This window comes from Massilia sp. 01N417, from assembly GCF_056399645.1.
Genome location: NZ_JBFTRS010000032.1, coordinates 19,362 through 38,470 on the forward strand (window position 1 = coordinate 19,362; position 19,109 = coordinate 38,470).

Sequence of the window (19,109 nt, forward strand, 5' to 3'; positions counted from 1 at the left end):
AAAGCCCTATGGTATCGATTGCCGCGCTCGGCGACGCCACCACCCAGCTCGTCCACGGCCTCGGCAAGGACGATTGCGCGCGGGTGCAGGCGGCGCTGGATTTCGCCGCCGAGGCCTATGGCGAGCGTCATGCCGCCTCCGGCCAGAGCGCCTTCGAGTTCTCGCTCGGGGTCGCGGGCACGCTCGCCGTGCTGCGCAGCGACGCCGAGACCCGCATCGCCGGCCTGCTGTTCGAGCTTTGCCTGGTCGAGCCGCTGATCGCCGAAAAGCTCGAGGAACGCTTCGGCAAGGAAGTCGCCGACATGGTGCACGGCGTGCACCAGCTGATCCGCCTGCGCGACCTCACCGCCACCCAGGCCCCGGTCGGGCGCGGCAAGAACGCCGCCCAGCAGGCCATGGCGCAGGTGGAAACCCTGCGCAAGATGCTGCTGGCGATGGCCTCCGACATGCGGGTGGTGCTGGTGCGCCTGGCCTCCTGCGTGACGACCCTGCGTTATTTCGCGGAGCAGAAACGCTTCGACGACCTGACCCGCAACTATGGCAGCGAAGTGCTGGACCTGTACGCGCCGCTGGCCAACCGGCTCGGCATCTTCCAGCTCAAGTGGGAACTGGAAGACCTGTCGTTCCGGATGATGGAGCCCGACACCTACAAGCGCATCGCCAAGATGCTCGAAGAGAAGCGCATGCTGCGCGAGAGCTTCGTGCAATCCTCGATCGAGCGCCTGCAGGCGGAGCTGTCCGCGGCCGGCATCAAGGCCGAGGTCAGCGGCCGGCCCAAGCACATCTACAGCATCTGGAAGAAGATGCGCGGCAAGGAGCTCGATTTCACCGAGCTGTACGACGTGCGCGCCTTCCGCGTGATCGTCGACGACATCAAGACCTGCTACACGGTGCTGGGCGTCATCCACAATATCTGGACCCCGATCCCGAAAGAGTTCGACGACTATATCTCGCGCCCGAAGCCGAACGGCTACCAGTCGCTGCATACGGTCGTCACCGCCGACGACGGCCGGCCGCTGGAAGTGCAGATCCGCACCCAGCAGATGCACAATTTCGCCGAGTACGGCGTGGCCGCGCACTGGCGCTACAAGGAGGAGGGCGGCTCCAACTTCAAGAGCCAGCAGTACGACGAGAAGATCGCCTGGCTGCGCCAGCTGCTGGCATGGAACAGCGAAGTCGCCGACGCCATGACCGGCGGCGACCAGGAAGAACTGCAGCGCGAGTGGGTCGAGAAACTGAAATCCACCACCCTGGACGACCGCATCTTCGTGCTGACCCCGCAGGCGCGCGTGATCGAGCTGCCGCAGGGCGCGACCCCGATCGACTTCGCCTACCACCTGCACAGCGAGGTCGGACACCGCTGCCGCGGGGCCAAGATCGACGGCGTGATGGTGCCGCTGAACACGCCGCTGAAGAACGGCCAGACCTGCGAGATCATCACCGCCAAGGGCGCGCCCGGCAGCGCCGGACCCTCGCGCGACTGGCTCAGCCCCGGCTATACCGTCAGCAGCCGGACCCGCACCAAGATCCGCGCCTGGTTCCACGCCCAGGAACTGGCCGAGACCCTGGCGCACGGCCGCGCCCTGGTCGAGAAGTCGCTGCAGCGCGAAGGCAAGACCGCGGTCAACCTGGAGGCGCTGGCGCACAAGCTGGGCTTCGCCAAGGTCGACGACCTGTTCATCGCGGTCGGCAAGGAGAAGTTCAGCCTGCGCCACGTCGAAGCCGCGCTGCACGATTCGGGCGAGGCCGCGCCGCCGCCGGAAGACACGGCGGTGGTCAACAAGAGCCGCGCCTCGAGCGTGGAGCAGGGCGCCAAGTCGGGCGTGCTGGTGGTTGGCACCGAAGGCATGCTGACCATGCTGGCCAAGTGCTGCAAGCCGGCGCCGCCGGATCCCATCGTCGGCTTCGTCACGCGCGGCAAGGGCGTGTCGATCCACCGCGCCAGCTGCAAGAACTTCGGCGAAATGGCGTCCAAGGCGCCGGAGCGGGTGATCGAAACCGAATGGGGCCGCGCCGACAAGGAAACCGTCTATCCGATCGACATCTTCATCCTGGCCTCCGACCGCCAGGGCCTGCTGCGCGACATCTCCGAGGTGCTGGCGCGCGAGAAGATCAACGTGATCGGCGTGAACACGCAAAGCGCGAAAGGCTTCGCGCGCATGGTGTTCACGGCGGAGATCGGATCGACCGGGCAGCTGCAGAAGGCGCTGGCGGCAATCGGCGAAGTCTCCGGCGTGCAGGAGGCGAGACGCACGTGATACGTCCTGGCGTATCACCTGCCGGAAAATGTATCATGTAAATATGCCAATCTCGTCCTTCCTCTACATCAAGCCGCGCGACTGGGGCGGCCGCATCGCGCGCTACCTGGGCAGCTGGTGGGCCATGCTGCACCTCGGCGCCGTCGCGCTGGTGATGGCGATGTCGCCGTCCATCTGGCACCGCGGCAACCGGCTCGCGACTTCGCGCTACATCTACGCCAGCACCTGGGCGGTGCTGCCCTGGTTCACCGTGCTGACCGCCCTGATCAGCCTCGTCATCATCCGCATCGTGCTGGTGACGGCGCAGAGCTACGGCCTGTCCGGCTTTGCGCTGGAGATGATGGTGCGGGTGCTGGTGCTGGAACTGCTGCCGCTGTCGGCGGCGATGTTCGCGGCCCTGCGCGCCAGCATGGCCTTCGACGCCAATGCGATGGGGCTGGCGGCCAGCGGCGTGGCAACCGGCGACGCGCTCGAGTCCACCCTGCGCCGCGTGCGCCGCGACCTGGTGCCGCAGGTGATCGCGAACGCCTTCTCGGTGCTGAGCCTGGCCATGGTCAGCAGCGTGATCGTGCTGGTGCTGGCCTACCTGAACGTATACGGCGTATCGCCGTGGGGTCTCTCCGACTATACCCGCACGGTGGGGCGCGTGTTCGATCCGACCGTGACCCTGGGCTTCGTGTTCAAGACCGTGCTGTTCGGGCTGGCCGTGGCCGTGATCCCGAGCGCGGCCATCCTGGACATGCTGCGCCACCGGCGCCGCCACCGCAGCAATGTGCAGCCGGGCGCGCTGCGCCTGCTGTTCGTGCTGCTGCTGATCGAGGCCAGTTCGCTGGCCGTGAAGTACATCTGAAAGAAAACAAGGAACCAAGGACCCCGCATGGCCGACCCCATCTCCGCCGCCCCGCCCGACGAACCGAAACACGTGGAAGCGAAGGCGCTGATCCTGCTGATCGTGATCGGCGCCCTGATCGTCGCCTTCTTCGTGTACGTGATGTACGCGCGCGGCGTGTTCGAGCCCACCCAGCGCCTGGTGCTGGTGACCGACAATTCCGAGGGCGTGATCCCCGGCATGGACATGAGCTTTGCCGGTTTCCCGATCGGGCGCGTGCGCCAGGTCGACCTCGGCCAGGACGGCAAGGTCAACATCCTGGTCGACATCCCGAAGGACGACGCCAAGTGGCTGCGCACCACCAGTGTGTTCACCCTGGAATCCAGCGTGGTCGGCCAGACCCGGCTGCGCGCCTACAGCGGCATCCTGACCGACCCGCCGCTGCCGGACAAGGCCCAGCGCCCGGTGCTGCGCGGCGACGCCGCCGCCGAGATCCCGCGCCTGCTCTCCACCGCCCATACCTTGCTGGAGAACCTGGAAGCCATGACCCGCCCCGACTCCGCGATCGGCAACACCCTGACCAACGTCGAGACCCTCAGCGGCCGCCTGACCGGCAAGTACGGCGTGCTGGGCACCGCCCTCGGCGGCGACGAGGAAGCCAGGAAGCTGCTGCAGACCCTGCAGCGGGTCGACGCCATCCTGGCCAAGACCGACCAGCGCGTGTTCGGCAAGAACGGCGTGATGGACGATACCCAGGCCGCGGTCCGGCAACTGAACGGCGTGCTGGGCGACGCCCGCGCGACCTTGCAGAAGGTCGACGCCGTGCTGGTCGAAGCCCAGGCCGTCGGCGCGAATGCGAAGGTGGCGACCCAGGACCTGGGCCGTCTGCGCGGCGAGGTCGACGCCAGCCTGCGCAAGGTGAACCGGCTGGTCGACGAGATCAACCGCAAGTGGCCGTTCAAGCGCGACGAGGAGATCAAGCTGCCATGAAGAAGACCGCCTTATCGTTTGCGACGATGGCTGCCATCGCCCTGGCCGGCTGTGCCGGCAAGCCCCAGCCGCCCGACTGGCAGCCGAACGCGAAGAGCGCGCTCGAAGGCTATACGGACGCCTGGCTGCATGGCGACACGGCGGCCGCCGACGCCGAATTCGTGCGCGCCCGCCGCGCCACGGCCAGCACCGGCCGCTTCGACAACGTCGCCCAGGCCGAGCTGGTGCGCTGCGCGGCGCGCGTGGCCGCCCTCGAATTCGACTGTCCCGGCTATGCAGCCGTGGCGGGCGATGCGAGCCCGGCCCAGCAGGCCTATGCGGCCTACCTCGAGGGCCGCTGGCAGGGGCTGAACGCCAGCCTGCTGCCCGAGCAGCACCGCGCCGTCGTCAGCGGCGGCAGCCTGGCCGGCGTGCAGGATCCGCTGGCGCGCCTGGTGGCGGCCGGGGCGCTGTTCAAGGCGGGCAAAATCAGCCCGGCCGACATCGGAAATGCGGTCGACACGGCGTCGAACCAGGGCTGGCGCAGGCCGCTGCTGGCCTGGCTGGGCGTGCAGGAACGGCGTGCCCGGGCGGCGGGCGATATGCAGGCCGTGGAGCAGATCCGGCGCCGGATGGCGCTGGCGTCCGAAGGCTGAGCCGGGCCTTACCTGACCCGCGCCACCCTTGCGCTGTTGGTATGGCCCTCGACCTGCAGGAAGTAGGCGCCCAGCAGGCCGCGCGTGATCTCGACCTTCGGGTTCTGCATGATCGGCAGCACGGCATCGGCGTCGTCGGTCACCTTCCAGACCTGGCCGTTGGCGAGGGTCAGGACCGTTCCCGGGCTCCAGCCGTCGAAGCGGCCCACCACGCTGCTGTGGATGGCCGCGGGTTCGGCATCCTGCTGTTTCCTGACCACCGGGCGCAGGCCGAAATTCTGCTCGGGCGATGCGGCCGGCACCGGCGCGGCAGCCGGCGCGGAGGACCGGGCGGCCATCGGAGCGGCTGCGCCGACCGGAATCGCGTCGTAGCAGGCCAGCCGCTTCGCGGTGTCGGGCAGGGCGCGGCATGCCAGCATGGCGGCATCATCGGCGGCGAAGGCGGCGCCGGACAGGGTGGAGGCGATCAGCAGCAGGGACGGAAAAGTCTTCTTCATGGGCTCGTCGACGTTGTCATGCCGGTCCGGAGCGGGCGCGGCTTGACACTATTATATCGACACCTTGCCCATCAGGAAGCCGTCCATCCGGCCTGCGCCGGCCGTGGCATCGCCTGGCGCAGTGCCGGCGGCAGCTGGTTGTGGATGCGCACCGCCGCCCTGGCCGCGCCGCCGGTCGCCACCGCGATCTGGTTCAGGCCCACGGTGACGTCGCCGATCGCGTACAGGCCCGGCACGCTGGTGGCCTGGTGCGCGTCCACCAGCAATTCCTCGCATTGCGCGGTGCGGGCGCCCAGCTTCGCGGCCAGGCTGGAACGGGCCTTCTCGCCCAGCATCGGGTAGAACACGTCGGCCGAATAGTCTTCGCCGTCCTCGGTATGCATCACCGGCTTCATCGACGCATCCATGGTGACGGACACCAGTGGCGATTCGATCAGGCGCACGCCGGCGGCAGCCAGGCGGGCCCTGTCGTCATCGTCCAGCATCGAGGGCGAGCCGCGCTCGAACAGGGTGACGTCGGCGCTGAAGGTGCGCATGAAGAGGGCGTGGCCGACCGGGTTGGTATCGGCGGTGGCGACCGCGATGCGCTTGTCCATCACGTCGAAGCCGTCGCACACGGGGCACAGGCGCAAGGAGCCGGAGGCGATCGCTTCGCGCCAGTTCTCGATCGGCAGGCCGGCATCGGCGACGCCGGTGGCCAGCAGCACGGTGTGGGCGCGGATACGGGTCAACTCGCCCTCGGGTGCGTCCTCCGCGGCATAGTCGCCGACGAACAGGCCGTCCTCGAGACGCAGGTCGACGATCTCGCCCGGCATCACGCTGCCGCCGTAGCGTTCCAGCTGGACCGACAGATTGCCCAGCAGGACATTGCCTGGCACGCCTTCCGGAAAACCCGGGTAGTTGTGCGACACGGGAATCAGGCGCAGCCGGCTGTTGCCCTTGTCGACCAGGGCGACACTGCGGGTGAAGCGGCGCAGATAGATGGCGGCGGTCAGGCCGCCGGGGCCGCCGCCGATGATGAGGCAGTCGTAGACTTGGTCTTGGATAGGCATGTGCCGATTATCGGCAACACCCATCGGCTGGCCTATCGGCGTGCGCCCCGGCACGGGGTCGGAGGGCGCTGACAGGCAGCCGAAAGTGCTCAATGACCCTGGGCTTCCGGCTGCAAGGTCACGTGATCGATGCCATGCTTGGCGAGCAGCATCTCCTTCACCGCGCGCAGCACCTCGGGCCAGGCGTTCAGGTCGGCGATCTCGAGGTGGCCGATCAGGGCCGGCTCGCCCGGCGACATGTCCCACACGTGCAGGTCGTGCACCGACAGCACGCCGGGCACGGCGGCCAGGTCGGCGCCCACGCCCAGGTAGTCGATCTGGTGCGGCACGCCTTCCATCAGGAAGTGGTAGGACTCGCGCAGCACGCCGAGCGTCGATTTCAGGATCAGCAGCGACACGAAGATCGACAGGATGGGGTCGATCCGCAGCCAGCCGGTGAAGTGGATGATGGCGCCGGCGGCGATCGCGGCCACCGAGCCGAGCAGGTCGCCCAGCACGTTGACGAGGGCGGCGCGGGTGTTGATGCTCTGCTCGCCGCGCGACAGCACCCAGGCCACCAGGATATTGATGCAGGCGCCGATCGTGGCGACCACGAACACGGTCCCGCCTTGTACCTGCTCCGGATGGGCCAGCCGCGTGGCCGCCTCGTAGACGATCCAGCCGACCAGCAGCAGCATCGCCAGGCTGTTCACGAAGGCGGCCAGCGCCTCGGCACGCACGAAGCCGAAGGAGTGGCGGCTCGACGGCGGCCGGCGCGCGATCAGTTGCGCCATCAGCGCCAGGCCGAGGGCGGCGGCGTCGGTGACCATGTGGCCGGCGTCCGAGATCAGGGCCAGCGAATTCGAGAAGACGCCGGTGACCGCCTCGATCACGGCGAACAGCAGGGTCAGCCCCAACGCCAGCCCCATCGCGGCCTGGCTGCGGCCTTCGATGACGTGGCCATGGCGGGCGTCGCCGTCGAGGTGGGCGTGCAGGTGGGCGGAGGAGGCGGACTGGTCGGACATATTCGATATTGGTAGAAGAGCAGCGCAGAAGTATACACGCAGGGTGGGCACCCCGTGCCCACGCAAATACGTACGGCCGCAAACGTCGAAAACAGGCACCAAACGCCCATCGTCCGTGCTGCCTTGCACAACTGCAGCCGACCCCCTATAATGGCGGCATACGGGCGGTTAGTTCAGCTGGTTAGAATACTTGGTCGACATCCAAGGGGTCGCAGATTCGAATTCTGCACCGCCCACCAGAATACTCAGCAGTATCCTTAGTAAGAGCGAGAAAGGCACCGACGGTTATGACACCGCGAACTACAACTTGGTTGTGGGGGAATCGCTAGACGCGGTATGGTGTGCTTTTGCCTGTTGAAAGCTCTACGACACTAAAAGAAAACGCGCCTGGTGCGCGTTTTTTTTCGTCCGAATATTTTCCGTTTCAAATTTATTAACTCATTTTCCAACTTTGCGGGCGCGAGGGCGCCGAACAGGAGATCAAGATGCTGAATGTGCGACTTCCGGACGGCTCCAGCCGTCAATTCGAGGGCCCGGTCACCGTGGCCCAGGTGGCGCAGAATATCGCCCCGAGCCTGGGCAAGGCCGCGCTGGCCGGCAAGGTCAACGGCAAGGTGGTCGATACTTCCTTCCTGATCGAGAGCGATGCCGATCTCGCCATCGTCACCGACAAGGACCCGGAAGGCCTGGACGTGATCCGCCACTCGACCGCCCACCTGCTGGCCTACGCGGTCAAGGAACTGTTCCCGGAAGCCCAGGTCACCATCGGCCCGGTCATCGACAACGGCTTCTACTACGACTTCTCGTACAAGCGCCCGTTCACCCCGGAAGACCTGCAAGCCATCGAGAAGAAGATGGTCGAGCTGGCCAAGAAGGATGAGCCGGTGACCCGCAAGGTCCTGCCGCGCGACGAGGCGGTGGCCTATTTCAAATCCATCGGCGAAGACTACAAGGCCGAGATCATCGCCTCGATCCCGGCGAACGAGGATGTGTCGCTGTACTCGGAAGGCAAGTTCACCGACCTGTGCCGCGGCCCGCACGTGCCGTCGACCGGCAAGCTGAAGGTGTTCAAGCTGATGAAGCTGGCCGGCGCCTACTGGCGTGGCGACTCGAAGAACGAGATGCTGCAGCGCGTCTACGGCACCGCCTGGGCTAAGAAGGAAGAGCAGGAGCAGTACCTGCACATGCTGGAAGAGGCCGAGAAGCGCGACCACCGCAAGCTGGGTAAGCAGTTGGACCTGTTCCACTTCCAGGACGAGGCCCCGGGCCTGATCTTCTGGCATCCGAAAGGCTGGTCGATCTGGCAGCAGGTCGAACAGTACATGCGCCATACCTACCAGGTGACCGGCTACAACGAAGTCAAGGCGCCGCAGATCATCGACGTGTCGTTGTGGAAGAAGACCGGCCACTGGGACAACTATCGCGAAAACATGTTCACCACCGAGTCGGAGAACCGCACCTACGCGCTCAAGCCGATGAACTGCCCGGGCCACGTGCAGATCTATAACGCCGGCCTGCGTTCCTACCGCGACCTGCCGCTGCGCTACGGCGAGTTCGGCCAGTGCCACCGTAACGAGTCCTCGGGTGCGCTGCACGGCCTGATGCGCGTGCGCGGCTTCACCCAGGACGACGGCCACGTGTTCTGCACCGAAGAGCAGATCGCGCCGGAAGTCGTGGCTTTCCACGCCCAGGCGATGAAGGTCTATGAAGACTTCGGTTTCGAGAACATCGACGTCAAGATCGCCCTGCGTCCGGAAAACCGCATCGGCAGCGACGAGGTCTGGGACCAGGCCGAGGAGGCCCTGCGTTCGGCCCTGCGCGGCTGCGGCGTCGAGTGGACCGAGCTGCCGGGCGAAGGCGCCTTCTACGGCCCGAAGATCGAGTACCACCTGAAGGACAGCCTCGGCCGTCCGTGGCAGGTCGGCACCATGCAGGTCGACTTCTCAATGCCGGGCCGCCTGGGCGCCGAGTACGTGGCGGAAGACAATACCCGCAAGGTACCGGTGATGCTGCACCGCGCGATCGTGGGTTCGATGGAGCGCTTCATCGGCATCCTGATCGAGAACTACGCGGGCGCGCTGCCGCTATGGCTCGCGCCGGTCCAGCTTGCGATCTTGAACATTTCTGATGCGCAAGCTTCATATGTGAAAGAAGTGGAAGCCCGTCTGAAGGCGGCCGGCCTGCGTGTTCACGCTGATTTGCGGAACGAGAAGATTACCTATAAAATCCGGGAGCATTCCGTCCAAAAACTGCCGTACATCTTAGTTGTCGGAGATAAAGAGCGGGATGCCAACACTGTGGCCGTTCGCGCACGCGGCAATGTCGATCTCGGCGTCATGTCGGTCGATGCATTGCTGGAACGCCTCCTCGGCGAGGTGGCAACCAAGGCGAAATAAGCATTCTTGCGCCTTGAGACGGCCCGATCTAATTAACTTTTAAAGGAAACACCATAGCTACTGACAAGTCGTCACATCGCATCAATGGCGAAATCACCCATCCGGAAATGCGTCTGAATGGCGTTGACAATGAGCCGCTGGGCATCGTGAGCCTGGCTGACGCATTCCGTATGGCCGAAGAAGCGAACGTCGACCTGGTCGAGATCGCGCCGAACGCGGTCCCGCCGGTTTGCCGCCTGATGGACTACGGCAAGTTCAAGTATTCGGAGCAGAAGAAGGCGCACGAAGCGAAGCTGAAGCAGAAGATCATCCAGGTCAAGGAGATCAAGTTCCGTCCGGGTACGGACGAAGGCGACTACAGCATCAAGCTGCGCAACCTGATCAAGTTCCTGGAAGAGGGTGACAAGACCAAGATCACGCTCCGCTTCCGTGGCCGCGAGATGGCCCACCAGGACATCGGTGCGCGCATGCTGGAGCGTCTGCGCGGCGACCTGGAGCCCTATGGCCAGGTCGAGCAGTTCCCGAAGCTGGAAGGCCGCCAGATGATCATGGTGGTCGCGCCGAAGAAAAAGAAATAAGCTTCTTCGCTCGTTGAGACAGTCAAGCCGGGCCAGGCCCGGGCTGCAGGTTTCCTGTGGCCCGGGCCTGGCCTGTTCTGCTTGGGCTGTCGACATGCGGGCTCCAGACGTGGTCACGGGATGCCCACGCAAGCAAAACCTGTGGTATGATCTGCGGTTCTCGTATCGTATGATGCGGGAATGCAAGACTGTAGTGGACTCGCTTCTGCTGCAGAAACAAGTGAAAGCAGGCATCCAAGAGCAGCGTTGCTGCCACCTGCAATCCTGTTACATATGAGGCTGCCTGTAAGAGGGCAGAAGACTATGCCGAAAATGAAAACCAAAAGCTCCGCGAAAAAGCGTTTTCGCGTGCGTCCGGGTGGTACCGTCAAATCGGGTATGGCGTTCAAGCGTCACATCCTGACCAAGAAGACCACCAAGAACAAGCGCCAACTGCGCGGCACCCGTAACATCAATGCGTCCGACGTCCAGAGCGTCTACCGCATGATGCCGTCTGCTGTTTAATCTCACACTAAGGAGCTAATATGCCTCGAGTAAAACGTGGGGTTACTGCACGTGCCCGTCATAAGAAGGTTCTTGAGCTTGCCAAAGGCTATCGTGGCCGCCGCAGCAAAGTATTCCGTATTGCCAAGCAAGCAGTCATGCGCGCTGGCCAGTACGCATACCGCGACCGCCGCAACAAGAAGCGCGTTTTCCGCGCACTGTGGATCACCCGTATCAACGCGGCTTCGCGTTCGCACGGCATGACCTACAGCGCATTCATGAACGGCCTGAAGAAAGCCGCGATTGAACTGGACCGTAAAGTCCTGGCCGACATGGCTGTGAACGACAAGCCGGCATTTGCCGCTATCGTGAACACCGTCAAGGCAAAGCTGGCTGCCTAATCTCAGTTCAGCACACAGTTGTACAGCGCCGCGGTGCAAGCCGCCGGCGCAAAAAGGACGGGGCAAAGGTTGAAGGACCGATGCCCCGTTTTTGATTCTGGCGTTCCCCGCCATTCAAAACAGGAAAAGAACAAGCATGAACTCGTCGGTGGAAGAACTCGCGCTGCAAGAGCTGATCTCTTCGGCACAGGCTGATTTTGGATTCGCACAAGACGCTGCCGCGCTGGAAAACGCAAAAGCGAAATACCTGGGCAAGACTGGCCAGGTGACCGAACTGATGAAGGGCCTCGGCAAGCTCGACCCGGACCAGCGCAAGGCGCAGGGCGCCCTGATCAATGCCGCCAAAGAAAAAATCGAACAGGCCTTGACCGCCCGCCGCGAAGACCTGGCGAACGCCCAGCTGATGGCGCGCCTGAACGCGGAGAGCATCGACGTCACCCTGCCGGGCCGCGGCCGCTCGATGGGCGGCATCCACCCGGTGATGCGCACCTGGGAACGGGTCGAACAGATCTTCCGCTCGATCGGCTTCGACGTGGCCGACGGCCCCGAGATCGAAACCGACTGGACCAACTTCACCGCACTGAACAGCCCGGAAAACCACCCGGCGCGTTCGATGCAGGACACCTTCTATATCGAGGGCAACGACAGCCAGGGCAAACCGCTGCTGCTGCGTACCCACACCAGCCCGATGCAGGTGCGCTATGCCCGCACCCACACGCCGCCGATCAAGGTGATCGCGCCGGGCCGCACCTACCGCGTCGACAGCGACGCCACCCACTCGCCGATGTTCCACCAGGTCGAAGGCCTGTGGATCGGCGAGGACATCAGCTTTGCCGACCTCAAGGGCGTGTACCTGAACTTCGTGAAGGCCTTCTTCGAGACCGACGACCTGCAGGTGCGCTTCCGTCCGTCCTACTTCCCGTTCACCGAACCCTCGGCCGAGATCGACATCGCCTTCGGCTCCGGTCCGCTGAAGGGCCGCTGGCTGGAAGTCTCGGGCGCCGGCCAGGTGCATCCGACCGTGGTGCGCAACTTCGGCCTCGATCCGGAAAAATTCATCGGCTTCGCGTTCGGCTCCGGCCTCGAACGTCTCACCATGCTGCGCTACGGGATCAACGATCTGCGCCTCTTCTATGAGGGCGATCTGCGCTTCCTGAAGCAATTCAATTAAATGGCTTCATAAACCTACTGCGCGGGCACATTTTCGTTCTGCGATGCTCGCCGTACTCGAGTACGGCTGCGCTTCTCGAGCGAAACTGAGCCCGCTCGCTACGGTTTCTGAAACCATTTGAAATGCAAACTTAAGACCTTGAAAAGGCACTGATATGCAATTCTCCGAAAACTGGCTCCGTTCCATGGTCGATCCGAAAATGAGTTCGGACGAACTGGCCCACCTGCTCACCATGTCCGGCCTCGAAGTCGAAGAAGTGGAAGCGGTCGCGCCGCCGTTCTCGAACGTCGTGGTGGCCGAAGTCAAGGAAGTGGCCAAGCACCCGAACGCCGACCGCCTGAACGTCTGCCAGGTCGACGCCGGCAGCGGCACGCTCCTGAATATCGTGTGCGGCGCCCCGAACGTGCGCGCCGGCATGAAGGCGATCCTGGCAAAGGCCGGTGCCGTGCTGCCGCCGGGCGCGGACGGCAAACCCTTCGAGATCAAGGTCGGCAAGCTGCGCGGCGTCGAGTCGCAGGGCATGCTGTGCTCGGCCAAGGAACTGAAGATCTCGGAAGAGAGCAGCGGCCTGATGGAACTGCCGGAAGACGCGCCGGTCGGCCAGAACATCCGTGATTACCTGGGCCTGAACGACCAGAAGTTCACCATCAAGCTGACCCCGAACAAGGCGGACTGCCTGTCGGTGCTGGGCGTGGCGCGCGAAGTGTCGGCCCTGACCGGCGCGGAGCTGACCTTCCCGGCCCAGCGCATCGTTCCGGTAGGTATCGACGAAATCCTGCCGGTCAAGGTCTCGGCGCCGGACCTGTGCGGCCGCTTCACCGGCCGCGTGATCCGCGGCCTGAACGCGCGCGCCGCAACGCCCGAGTGGATGAAGCGCCGCCTGGAACGCAGCGGCCAGCGCTCGGTGTCGGCCCTGGTCGACATCTCCAACTATGTGATGCTGGAAACCGGCCAGCCTTCGCACGTGTTCGACCTGGCCAGGATCCACGGCAGCATCGACGTACGCTGGGGCAAGAAGGGTGAGTCGCTGAAGCTCCTGAACGGCAACACCGTCGAGGTCGACGAGTGGGTCGGCGTGATCGCCGATGAGAAGGAAATCGAATCGCTGGCCGGCATCATGGGCGGCGACTCCACCGCCGTCACCCTGGACACCAGCGACATTTATCTCGAGGCGGCATTCTGGTGGCCGGGCGCCATCCAGGGCCGTGCGCGCCGCTTCAACTTCTCGACCGATGCGGCGCACCGCTTCGAGCGCGGCGTCGACTTTGCCGGTACCGTCGAGCGCATCGAGCGCATCACTTCGCTGATCGTCGAGATCTGCGGCACGCCGGACACCAAGGTCGGTCCGGTCGACGACCAGGTCGTCAACATTCCGCAGCGCCAGCCCGTCCTGCTCCGCACCGAACGCGCGCAGAAGGTCATCGGCGTGGCGATCGACGACGACACCGTCGCCGACATCTTCACCCGCCTGGGCCTGCCGTTCGAGCGAGCGCCGGGCCGCTTCACGGTCACTGCGCCGTCCTACCGTTTCGATATCGAGATCGAGGAAGACCTGATCGAGGAAATCGCCCGCGTGTACGGCTTCGAGAACATCCCGGCACTGCCGCCGGTGGCGCCGAGCGCCATGCTGATCGAGCCGGAAAACACGCGTTCGCTGTTCGCGATCCGGCACCAGCTGGCCGACCTCGGCTACCAGGAAGTGGTCAACATGAGCTTCGTGGAAAGCCAGTGGGAAGCCGACTTTGCCGGCAATACCGATCCGATCCGCCTGCAGAACCCGATCGCCAGCCAGATGAGCGTGATGCGCTCGAACCTGATCGGCAGCCTGGTCGCCAACGTGCGCTACAACGTCAACCGCAAGGCCGGCCGCGTGCGCGTGTTCGAAGTGGGCGCCGTGTTCCACCGCAATCCGCAAGCCGCCGACGGTCCGCTGTCGATTGCCGGTTTCGACCAGCCGAAGCGCGTCGCCGCGATGGCCTACGGTCCGGCCAGTGACGAGCAGTGGGGCCTGCCGACCCGCGCGGTCGACTTCTTCGACGTCAAGGGCGACCTCGAAGCGCTGTTCGCGCCGCGCAGCCTGCGCTTCGCCAAGCTCGAGCATCCGGCCCTGCACCCGGGCCGCTGCGCCCAGGTGGAACTGGACGGCAAGGTGATCGGCTTCATCGGCGAGCTGCATCCGCGCTGGCTGCAGAAGTACGACCTGCCGCAGGCACCGGTGCTGTTCGAGGTCGATGCCGACGCCCTGCGCGAGCGCGTGGTGCCGACCTACACCGAAATCTCGAAGTTCCCGGGTGCGACCCGCGACCTCGCGCTGGTGGTGAAACAGGATGTCCCGGCCCAGGCGCTGCTCGACGCGTTCAAGGCCGAGCTGGCGTCGAACGCGTATGGTAAACTCGTGCAAGCCGTTGTTTTATTTGATGAATATCGCGGCAAGGGTTTGGAACAAGATGAAAAAAGTCTTGCTTTCCGCTTTAGCTTGCAAGATACTCAATCGACGCTCCAGGACGATGCGGTGGAGGCCATCATGGCCGCGCTGGCATCGGCGGCGCAACAACAGGGCGCCAAACTGCGCGCCTGAATAAGGGCAGATTGCCTGACAGGGGCTCGGATTCCGAGCCCCATCCAAAACGTAAGGTAGGGCTTAAAATTAACAACAACGACTTAGACTCCGTCGTACTCGAGGAAGCGCTCGCCGCCCACAGGGTGCGGCAGGCGGCCGAAAAGGAGTTGCCGACCCTGACCAAGGCGGAGCTGGCCGAGCTGCTGTTCGAGCAGGTTGGCCTGAACAAGCGCGAAGCCAAGGACATGGTCGAAACCTTCTTCGACGAAATCCGCAATGCGCTCGAGCGCGGCGAAGCGGTCAAGCTGTCCGGCTTCGGCAACTTCCAGTTGCGCGACAAGCCGCAGCGTCCGGGCCGCAATCCGAAAACCGGGGAAGAAATCCCCATCACTGCGCGTCGCGTCGTGACGTTCCACGCCAGCCAGAAACTCAAGAGCATGGTCGAGGAGGCCAATCCGGCCGGTTCCGACGACGGATCACTGGCGCGCGCAGCCTGAGTAGTCAAGCCAAACAGCCATGAATGACCGACCGAACAAGATGGAACTGACTGTATTGCCACCGATTCCGGCCAAGCGCTATTTCACGATCGGGGAAGTCAGCGAATTGTGCGGGGTCAAACCGCATGTGCTGCGTTACTGGGAGCAGGAATTTACCCAGCTAAAGCCGGTCAAACGCCGTGGAAACCGCCGCTATTACCAGCACCACGAAGTGCTGTTGATCCGGCGTATCCGCGAACTGTTGTACGAGCAGGGCTTCACGATCAGTGGCGCCCGCAACCGCCTCGACGGCCGCGGCGCCCAGGTCGAGGAGGCCGAGCTGCCGCCGCCGGTGCCGCCCGAACCGCCGGTGCCGACCATCGCACCGGAGCTGCTGCGCGAGGAATTGCACGCCATTCTCGCCATCCTGAAGCACGGGGCGCCGGCAGCCTGAACCGGGATCGTCAGGTATCGAGCTCAAGTATTCGTGCTTCTGTTGTTCTGCACCTAGGAGGTGCTAGAATGTCACTTGCTTATTTTGCTGACTCAAACGCTTGCCGGTGCAGGCGCGGATGTCGGCGTCGGCTCTTTCCTGCCTCAGGAAAAATCTAAGGGAAGACAATGATACGCGTTGCCATTTGTGACGATCACCAGATAGTTCGAGCAGGTTTCAAGCAGATTTTTTCGTCCTCCGGCGATTTCGAAGTCGTCGCCGAGGGTGCGACCGGGCGCGAAGCCCTCGACATCGCACGTCGTGAGATTTGCGACGTGCTGCTATTGGATATTGCGATGCCCGACCAGAGCGGCATCGACATCCTGCGCACCATCCGTCAGGGCCAGCCGAACCTGCCGGTCCTGATCCTGTCGGGTTACCCGGCCCAGCAGTACGCGCTCAACCTGTTCAAGATGGGCGCCAACGGTTACCTGAACAAGGAATGCGACGCCGACGAGCTCAAGACCGCCGTGCGTACCGTCTACCAGGGCCGCCGCTATGTCAGCTCCCAGGTCGGCGAACTGCTGGCCCAGAGCTTCGACCGCGACCCCAACACGGCCCTGCACACCGAGCTGTCGGACCGCGAATTCCAGGTTTTCCTGCGCCTGGCCAAGGGCGCGACGGTGTCCGATATCGGCAATGCGCTGTCGCTGTCGATCAAGACTGTCTCGACTTACCGCACCCGCATCATGGAAAAGATGGGCTTGCAGTCGAACAGCGACCTGACCTATTACGCCATGAAGAACAACCTGCTCGACTGAAGAGTCGGCAGTCTGCAATATGGAGGACGGCACGCCCGCCGCGTCGTCCTCCCGCCACACCTCTCCGCGCGCCATTTCTACTGCGCTGCACAGCAATTTCCCTCAGTCTATAATTCCGCACATCGTCGCTGCGTGAGAGGACCGTTCCAGGATGTATTTCAGTACCGACCCCGCGTTCAAGCCGGGCCGCAGCCTGCCTCTGTACCAGACTCTGCTGTGTGCGGTCTGCGTGCTGATCCTGGTGCTGAACGGCGTCAGCCTGATGCGCAACCTCGACGGCCTGAAGGAGGCCAATGGCAGGCAGGCGCAGGCCGACCGCGTGTCCGCGCGGCTGCAATATGTGAACCTGCTGGTCACCGATGCGGACAGCGGGCTGCGCGGCTATTTCCTGTCCGGTTCCGATACCTACCTCGGCCCGCTGCGTACCGCCGAGCATGAGCTGGGCGGCCAGTTCGGGGTGCTCAAGGACCTGCTGGCCGACAATCCCTCGCAACTCAAGAACCTGGTCCAGCTGCAGACCCTGGTGCAGCGCCGCATGGACCTGATGAACCAGGCCCTCGAGGTCTACCGCCACGGCGGCCTGAAAGACATCATCGCGATCGCCCGCACCCAGGAAGACCCGACCCAGATGGACGAGATCCGGCTGCAGGTGGTCATCATGACGGGCGAGCAGAATGAGCTGCTGGCCGCGCGCGGCGCCGCCTTCTACGAGCGATACCAGCGCACGGCCCTGCTGGGGCTGGGCACGAACATCGCCGCCATCGCCGTGCTGCTGCTGTTCTATAACCTGATCCGGCGCGGCTTCCGCCTGCGCCTGCACGCCCAGCACGCCCTGGAGCAGACCAACGACCACCTCGAATCCCTGGTGGCGTCGCGTACCGAGCAGCTGTCGGTATTGTCGCGCCACCTGATCAGCGTTTCGGAAGAGGAGAAGGCGCGCCTGGCGCGCGAGCTGCACGACGAGATGGGCGCCAACCTGACCGCCATCGGCATGTACTTGTCGACGGTCGGCGAGCAGTTGAAGGAAACCCATCCGGAACAGGCGGCGGCCCTCGGCTGCGCGCGCAAGACCCTGGTCGAGACCGTGCAATTGAAGCGCCGCATCGTCGAGGACTTGCGGCCCAGCCTGCTGGACAACCTGGGCCTGGCGGCGGCACTGCAGAGCTATTGCGAGGATTACGCGCGCGCCACGCGCCTGGACTGCGAAGCCCTGATCGACCCGGAAGCCGACAGCGCCGGGCCGATGCAGGCGATCGCCCTCTTCCGCATTGCCCAGGAATCGCTGAACAATATCGCCAAGTACGCACAGGCGCGCCACGTGGTCGTGCACCTGGCGCGCGAAGGCGAGGGACTGGCGCTGGAAGTCAGCGACGACGGCGTCGGTATTTCGCCGGATGCGATGCGGCGCACGAAGTCGCACGGCCTGCTGGGCATGCGCGAACGTGCGCTGCTGCTGAACGGGACATTGAAGGTGGGGCGGGGAGTGAACGGGGTAGGTACCTGCGTACAGGCCTGGGTGCCGCTGGAGTCGCCTGGCGCCGCACCGGCGGGAACCGCCTCAGTGGCGGTTCCGGCGCCGGCGGCGCTGGCTTTGGGGGATGCTCAGAAGGATCCGGGCTTGCCCGCGCTCATGCGCGCGCCACGTCCAGCAGCAGACGGTCATACTCGCTCTTAGCGACCTTGTAGCACTCGCCGGCGTAGTCTTCCAGGCCCTGGCGGTTCAGCACGGTGATGTTGCCGCGGCGGTACTGGATCAGGCCTTCGTCCTGCAGCTTGCCGGCGGCGGCGGTGATGCTTTCGCGGCGCACGCCCAGCATGATGGAGATCAGTTCCTGGGTCACTTTCAGCTCATTGCTGGCCGAACGGTCCAGGCGGTCCAGCAGCCAGCGGCACAGTTTCTGCTCGATCGAGCTGTGGCGGCCGCCGACGGCGTTCTGGGCCATCTGGGCGAACAGGGCATTGGTGTAGCGCATCAGCAGCTGGGGCAGGGCGCCGCCCTTGTTGAAGGCGTCGCGCAGGAACTGGGTCTTGAGGCGGTAGCCATAGCCGGCGCTCTGGACCACGGCGCTGCAGGTGGCGCGTTCGCCCATGAACAGCGAGACACCGACCGCGCCTTCATGGCCGACCACGGCGATCTCGGTGGTGGCGCCGTCTTCCATCACGTACAGCAGGGAGACGATGGCGGTGGTGGGGAAATAAACGTATTCGAGTTTGCTGCCGTATTCGAACAGTTCCTTGCCGAAGGGCAGGGGAACCAGTTCCAGGTGCTCAAACAGGGTTTCCAGGTCTTGGCGCGGCAGGGCCGCAAGCAACTCATTTTGTTGGGTGCCGCTGTAGCTGACGACCGGACGGGACGCCACTTTGAATTCCTCGGCGGAGGCGGGAATCTGGTTGACCGGCTGGGCCTTCTGGGCGGCAACACCAAGTTGAGCGTTATTCATATTGTCCTCGTTATCTCTGTCTTACATCGGGTACTTCGTGGGGTGCGACTGTTGGATGGGTTTCCTCATCGCGATGTGTGTACT

The 19,109-nt window shown here is 64.4% G+C and carries 18 protein-coding genes and 1 tRNA gene; 15 read left to right on the forward strand and 4 right to left on the reverse strand.

Going from position 1 to position 19,109, the window contains the following annotated elements:
* Nucleotides 1-8 precede the first annotated feature (8 nt).
* Genes AC1DOQ_RS25170 through AC1DOQ_RS25185 form a run of 4 tightly spaced genes read left to right on the forward strand, consistent with a single transcriptional unit; the run spans nucleotide 9 to nucleotide 4,712 of the window.
* Nucleotides 9-2,258: a RelA/SpoT family protein gene (locus AC1DOQ_RS25170; protein WP_477370558.1), complete on the forward strand. Its 2,250-nt coding sequence runs from the start codon at nucleotides 9-11 to the stop codon at nucleotides 2,256-2,258.
* 43 nt (nucleotides 2,259-2,301) lie between these two features.
* Complete coding sequence (locus AC1DOQ_RS25175) at nucleotides 2,302-3,108, forward strand: MlaE family ABC transporter permease (RefSeq protein WP_477370561.1); 807 nt, start codon at nucleotides 2,302-2,304, stop codon at nucleotides 3,106-3,108.
* A gap of 27 nt (nucleotides 3,109-3,135) precedes the next feature.
* Entirely contained in the window at nucleotides 3,136-4,077 is a 942-nt protein-coding gene (locus AC1DOQ_RS25180) for an MlaD family protein (protein ID WP_477370563.1), read from the forward strand.
* Nucleotides 4,074-4,712: a hypothetical protein gene (locus tag AC1DOQ_RS25185; RefSeq protein WP_477370566.1), complete on the forward strand. Its 639-nt coding sequence runs from the start codon at nucleotides 4,074-4,076 to the stop codon at nucleotides 4,710-4,712. The genes AC1DOQ_RS25180 and AC1DOQ_RS25185 overlap by 4 nt, the downstream gene beginning before the upstream one ends.
* Before the next feature lie 8 nt (nucleotides 4,713-4,720).
* On the opposite strand, the gene AC1DOQ_RS25190 is transcribed toward AC1DOQ_RS25185, so the two are convergent.
* From AC1DOQ_RS25190 to AC1DOQ_RS25200, 3 genes are all read right to left on the reverse strand, one after another.
* Nucleotides 4,721-5,209: a hypothetical protein gene (locus AC1DOQ_RS25190; RefSeq protein WP_477370569.1), complete on the reverse strand. Its 489-nt coding sequence runs from the start codon at nucleotides 5,207-5,209 to the stop codon at nucleotides 4,721-4,723.
* A gap of 71 nt (nucleotides 5,210-5,280) precedes the next feature.
* The gene (locus AC1DOQ_RS25195) at nucleotides 5,281-6,261 is read right to left on the reverse strand and encodes an NAD(P)/FAD-dependent oxidoreductase (RefSeq protein WP_477370572.1); all 981 of its coding nucleotides are present in this window, start codon (nucleotides 6,259-6,261) and stop codon (nucleotides 5,281-5,283) included.
* Nucleotides 6,262-6,350: 89 nt separating this feature from the next.
* The gene (locus AC1DOQ_RS25200) at nucleotides 6,351-7,265 is read right to left on the reverse strand and encodes a cation diffusion facilitator family transporter (RefSeq protein ID WP_477370575.1); all 915 of its coding nucleotides are present in this window, start codon (nucleotides 7,263-7,265) and stop codon (nucleotides 6,351-6,353) included.
* Nucleotides 7,266-7,427: 162 nt separating this feature from the next.
* On the opposite strand from AC1DOQ_RS25200, the gene AC1DOQ_RS25205 reads away from it, so the two are divergent.
* The 11 genes from AC1DOQ_RS25205 to AC1DOQ_RS25255 all read left to right on the forward strand — a co-directional run bounded on the left by AC1DOQ_RS25205 (nucleotide 7,428) and on the right by AC1DOQ_RS25255 (nucleotide 18,259).
* A tRNA-Val gene (locus AC1DOQ_RS25205) sits at nucleotides 7,428-7,504 on the forward strand.
* 246 nt (nucleotides 7,505-7,750) lie between these two features.
* Nucleotides 7,751-9,661, forward strand: coding sequence for a threonine--tRNA ligase (gene thrS / locus AC1DOQ_RS25210; RefSeq protein ID WP_477370578.1), 1,911 nt, complete (start codon nucleotides 7,751-7,753; stop codon nucleotides 9,659-9,661).
* Nucleotides 9,662-9,714: 53 nt separating this feature from the next.
* The gene (gene infC, locus AC1DOQ_RS25215) at nucleotides 9,715-10,239 is read left to right on the forward strand and encodes a translation initiation factor IF-3 (RefSeq protein WP_477370626.1); all 525 of its coding nucleotides are present in this window, start codon (nucleotides 9,715-9,717) and stop codon (nucleotides 10,237-10,239) included.
* A 303-nt stretch (nucleotides 10,240-10,542) separates the two neighbouring features.
* Nucleotides 10,543-10,743, forward strand: coding sequence for a 50S ribosomal protein L35 (gene rpmI / locus AC1DOQ_RS25220; RefSeq protein ID WP_036228503.1), 201 nt, complete (start codon nucleotides 10,543-10,545; stop codon nucleotides 10,741-10,743).
* Between the two features lie 20 nt (nucleotides 10,744-10,763).
* Complete coding sequence (gene rplT / locus AC1DOQ_RS25225) at nucleotides 10,764-11,123, forward strand: 50S ribosomal protein L20 (RefSeq protein ID WP_036228505.1); 360 nt, start codon at nucleotides 10,764-10,766, stop codon at nucleotides 11,121-11,123.
* Nucleotides 11,124-11,259: 136 nt separating this feature from the next.
* Complete coding sequence (gene pheS, locus AC1DOQ_RS25230; protein ID WP_477370581.1) at nucleotides 11,260-12,294, forward strand: phenylalanine--tRNA ligase subunit alpha; 1,035 nt, start codon at nucleotides 11,260-11,262, stop codon at nucleotides 12,292-12,294.
* A 154-nt stretch (nucleotides 12,295-12,448) separates the two neighbouring features.
* Nucleotides 12,449-14,872 carry a phenylalanine--tRNA ligase subunit beta gene (gene pheT, locus AC1DOQ_RS25235; protein WP_477370584.1) on the forward strand — a complete coding sequence of 808 codons (2,424 nt, stop codon included), beginning with the start codon at nucleotides 12,449-12,451 and terminating at the stop codon, nucleotides 14,870-14,872.
* Nucleotides 14,873-14,940: 68 nt separating this feature from the next.
* Nucleotides 14,941-15,351, forward strand: a complete 411-nt coding sequence (locus AC1DOQ_RS25240; protein WP_477370628.1) for an integration host factor subunit alpha — start codon at nucleotides 14,941-14,943, stop codon at nucleotides 15,349-15,351.
* Nucleotides 15,352-15,370: 19 nt separating this feature from the next.
* Nucleotides 15,371-15,784: a MerR family transcriptional regulator gene (locus AC1DOQ_RS25245; RefSeq protein ID WP_477370587.1), complete on the forward strand. Its 414-nt coding sequence runs from the start codon at nucleotides 15,371-15,373 to the stop codon at nucleotides 15,782-15,784.
* A gap of 167 nt (nucleotides 15,785-15,951) precedes the next feature.
* The gene (locus AC1DOQ_RS25250; RefSeq protein WP_141837548.1) at nucleotides 15,952-16,584 is read left to right on the forward strand and encodes a response regulator; all 633 of its coding nucleotides are present in this window, start codon (nucleotides 15,952-15,954) and stop codon (nucleotides 16,582-16,584) included.
* 151 nt (nucleotides 16,585-16,735) lie between these two features.
* On the forward strand, nucleotides 16,736-18,259 hold the full coding sequence (locus tag AC1DOQ_RS25255) for a CHASE3 domain-containing protein (protein WP_477370590.1): 1,524 nt from the start codon (nucleotides 16,736-16,738) through the stop codon (nucleotides 18,257-18,259).
* Here AC1DOQ_RS25255 and AC1DOQ_RS25260 read toward each other — a convergent pair.
* Entirely contained in the window at nucleotides 18,213-19,025 is an 813-nt protein-coding gene (locus AC1DOQ_RS25260) for a Crp/Fnr family transcriptional regulator (RefSeq protein WP_477370593.1), read from the reverse strand. The two genes, AC1DOQ_RS25255 and AC1DOQ_RS25260, sit on opposite strands and share 47 nt — an antisense overlap.
* Nucleotides 19,026-19,109: the final 84 nt, after the last annotated feature.

What these genes read in the sequence shown, in the direction of transcription:
- AC1DOQ_RS25170 (WP_477370558.1), top strand. Translation starts at nt 9, where the DNA reads ATGGTATCGATTGCCGCGCTCGGCGACGCCACCACCCAGCTCGTCCAC.
- AC1DOQ_RS25175 (WP_477370561.1), top strand. Translation starts at nt 2,302, where the DNA reads ATGCCAATCTCGTCCTTCCTCTACATCAAGCCGCGCGACTGGGGCGGC.
- AC1DOQ_RS25180 (WP_477370563.1), top strand. Translation starts at nt 3,136, where the DNA reads ATGGCCGACCCCATCTCCGCCGCCCCGCCCGACGAACCGAAACACGTG.
- AC1DOQ_RS25185 (WP_477370566.1), top strand. Translation starts at nt 4,074, where the DNA reads ATGAAGAAGACCGCCTTATCGTTTGCGACGATGGCTGCCATCGCCCTG.
- AC1DOQ_RS25190 (WP_477370569.1), bottom strand. Translation starts at nt 5,209, where the DNA reads ATGAAGAAGACTTTTCCGTCCCTGCTGCTGATCGCCTCCACCCTGTCC.
- AC1DOQ_RS25195 (WP_477370572.1), bottom strand. Translation starts at nt 6,261, where the DNA reads ATGCCTATCCAAGACCAAGTCTACGACTGCCTCATCATCGGCGGCGGC.
- AC1DOQ_RS25200 (WP_477370575.1), bottom strand. Translation starts at nt 7,265, where the DNA reads ATGTCCGACCAGTCCGCCTCCTCCGCCCACCTGCACGCCCACCTCGAC.
- thrS (WP_477370578.1), top strand. Translation starts at nt 7,751, where the DNA reads ATGCTGAATGTGCGACTTCCGGACGGCTCCAGCCGTCAATTCGAGGGC.
- rpmI (WP_036228503.1), top strand. Translation starts at nt 10,543, where the DNA reads ATGCCGAAAATGAAAACCAAAAGCTCCGCGAAAAAGCGTTTTCGCGTG.
- rplT (WP_036228505.1), top strand. Translation starts at nt 10,764, where the DNA reads ATGCCTCGAGTAAAACGTGGGGTTACTGCACGTGCCCGTCATAAGAAG.
- pheS (WP_477370581.1), top strand. Translation starts at nt 11,260, where the DNA reads ATGAACTCGTCGGTGGAAGAACTCGCGCTGCAAGAGCTGATCTCTTCG.
- pheT (WP_477370584.1), top strand. Translation starts at nt 12,449, where the DNA reads ATGCAATTCTCCGAAAACTGGCTCCGTTCCATGGTCGATCCGAAAATG.
- AC1DOQ_RS25245 (WP_477370587.1), top strand. Translation starts at nt 15,371, where the DNA reads ATGAATGACCGACCGAACAAGATGGAACTGACTGTATTGCCACCGATT.
- AC1DOQ_RS25250 (WP_141837548.1), top strand. Translation starts at nt 15,952, where the DNA reads ATGATACGCGTTGCCATTTGTGACGATCACCAGATAGTTCGAGCAGGT.
- AC1DOQ_RS25255 (WP_477370590.1), top strand. Translation starts at nt 16,736, where the DNA reads ATGTATTTCAGTACCGACCCCGCGTTCAAGCCGGGCCGCAGCCTGCCT.
- AC1DOQ_RS25260 (WP_477370593.1), bottom strand. Translation starts at nt 19,025, where the DNA reads ATGAATAACGCTCAACTTGGTGTTGCCGCCCAGAAGGCCCAGCCGGTC.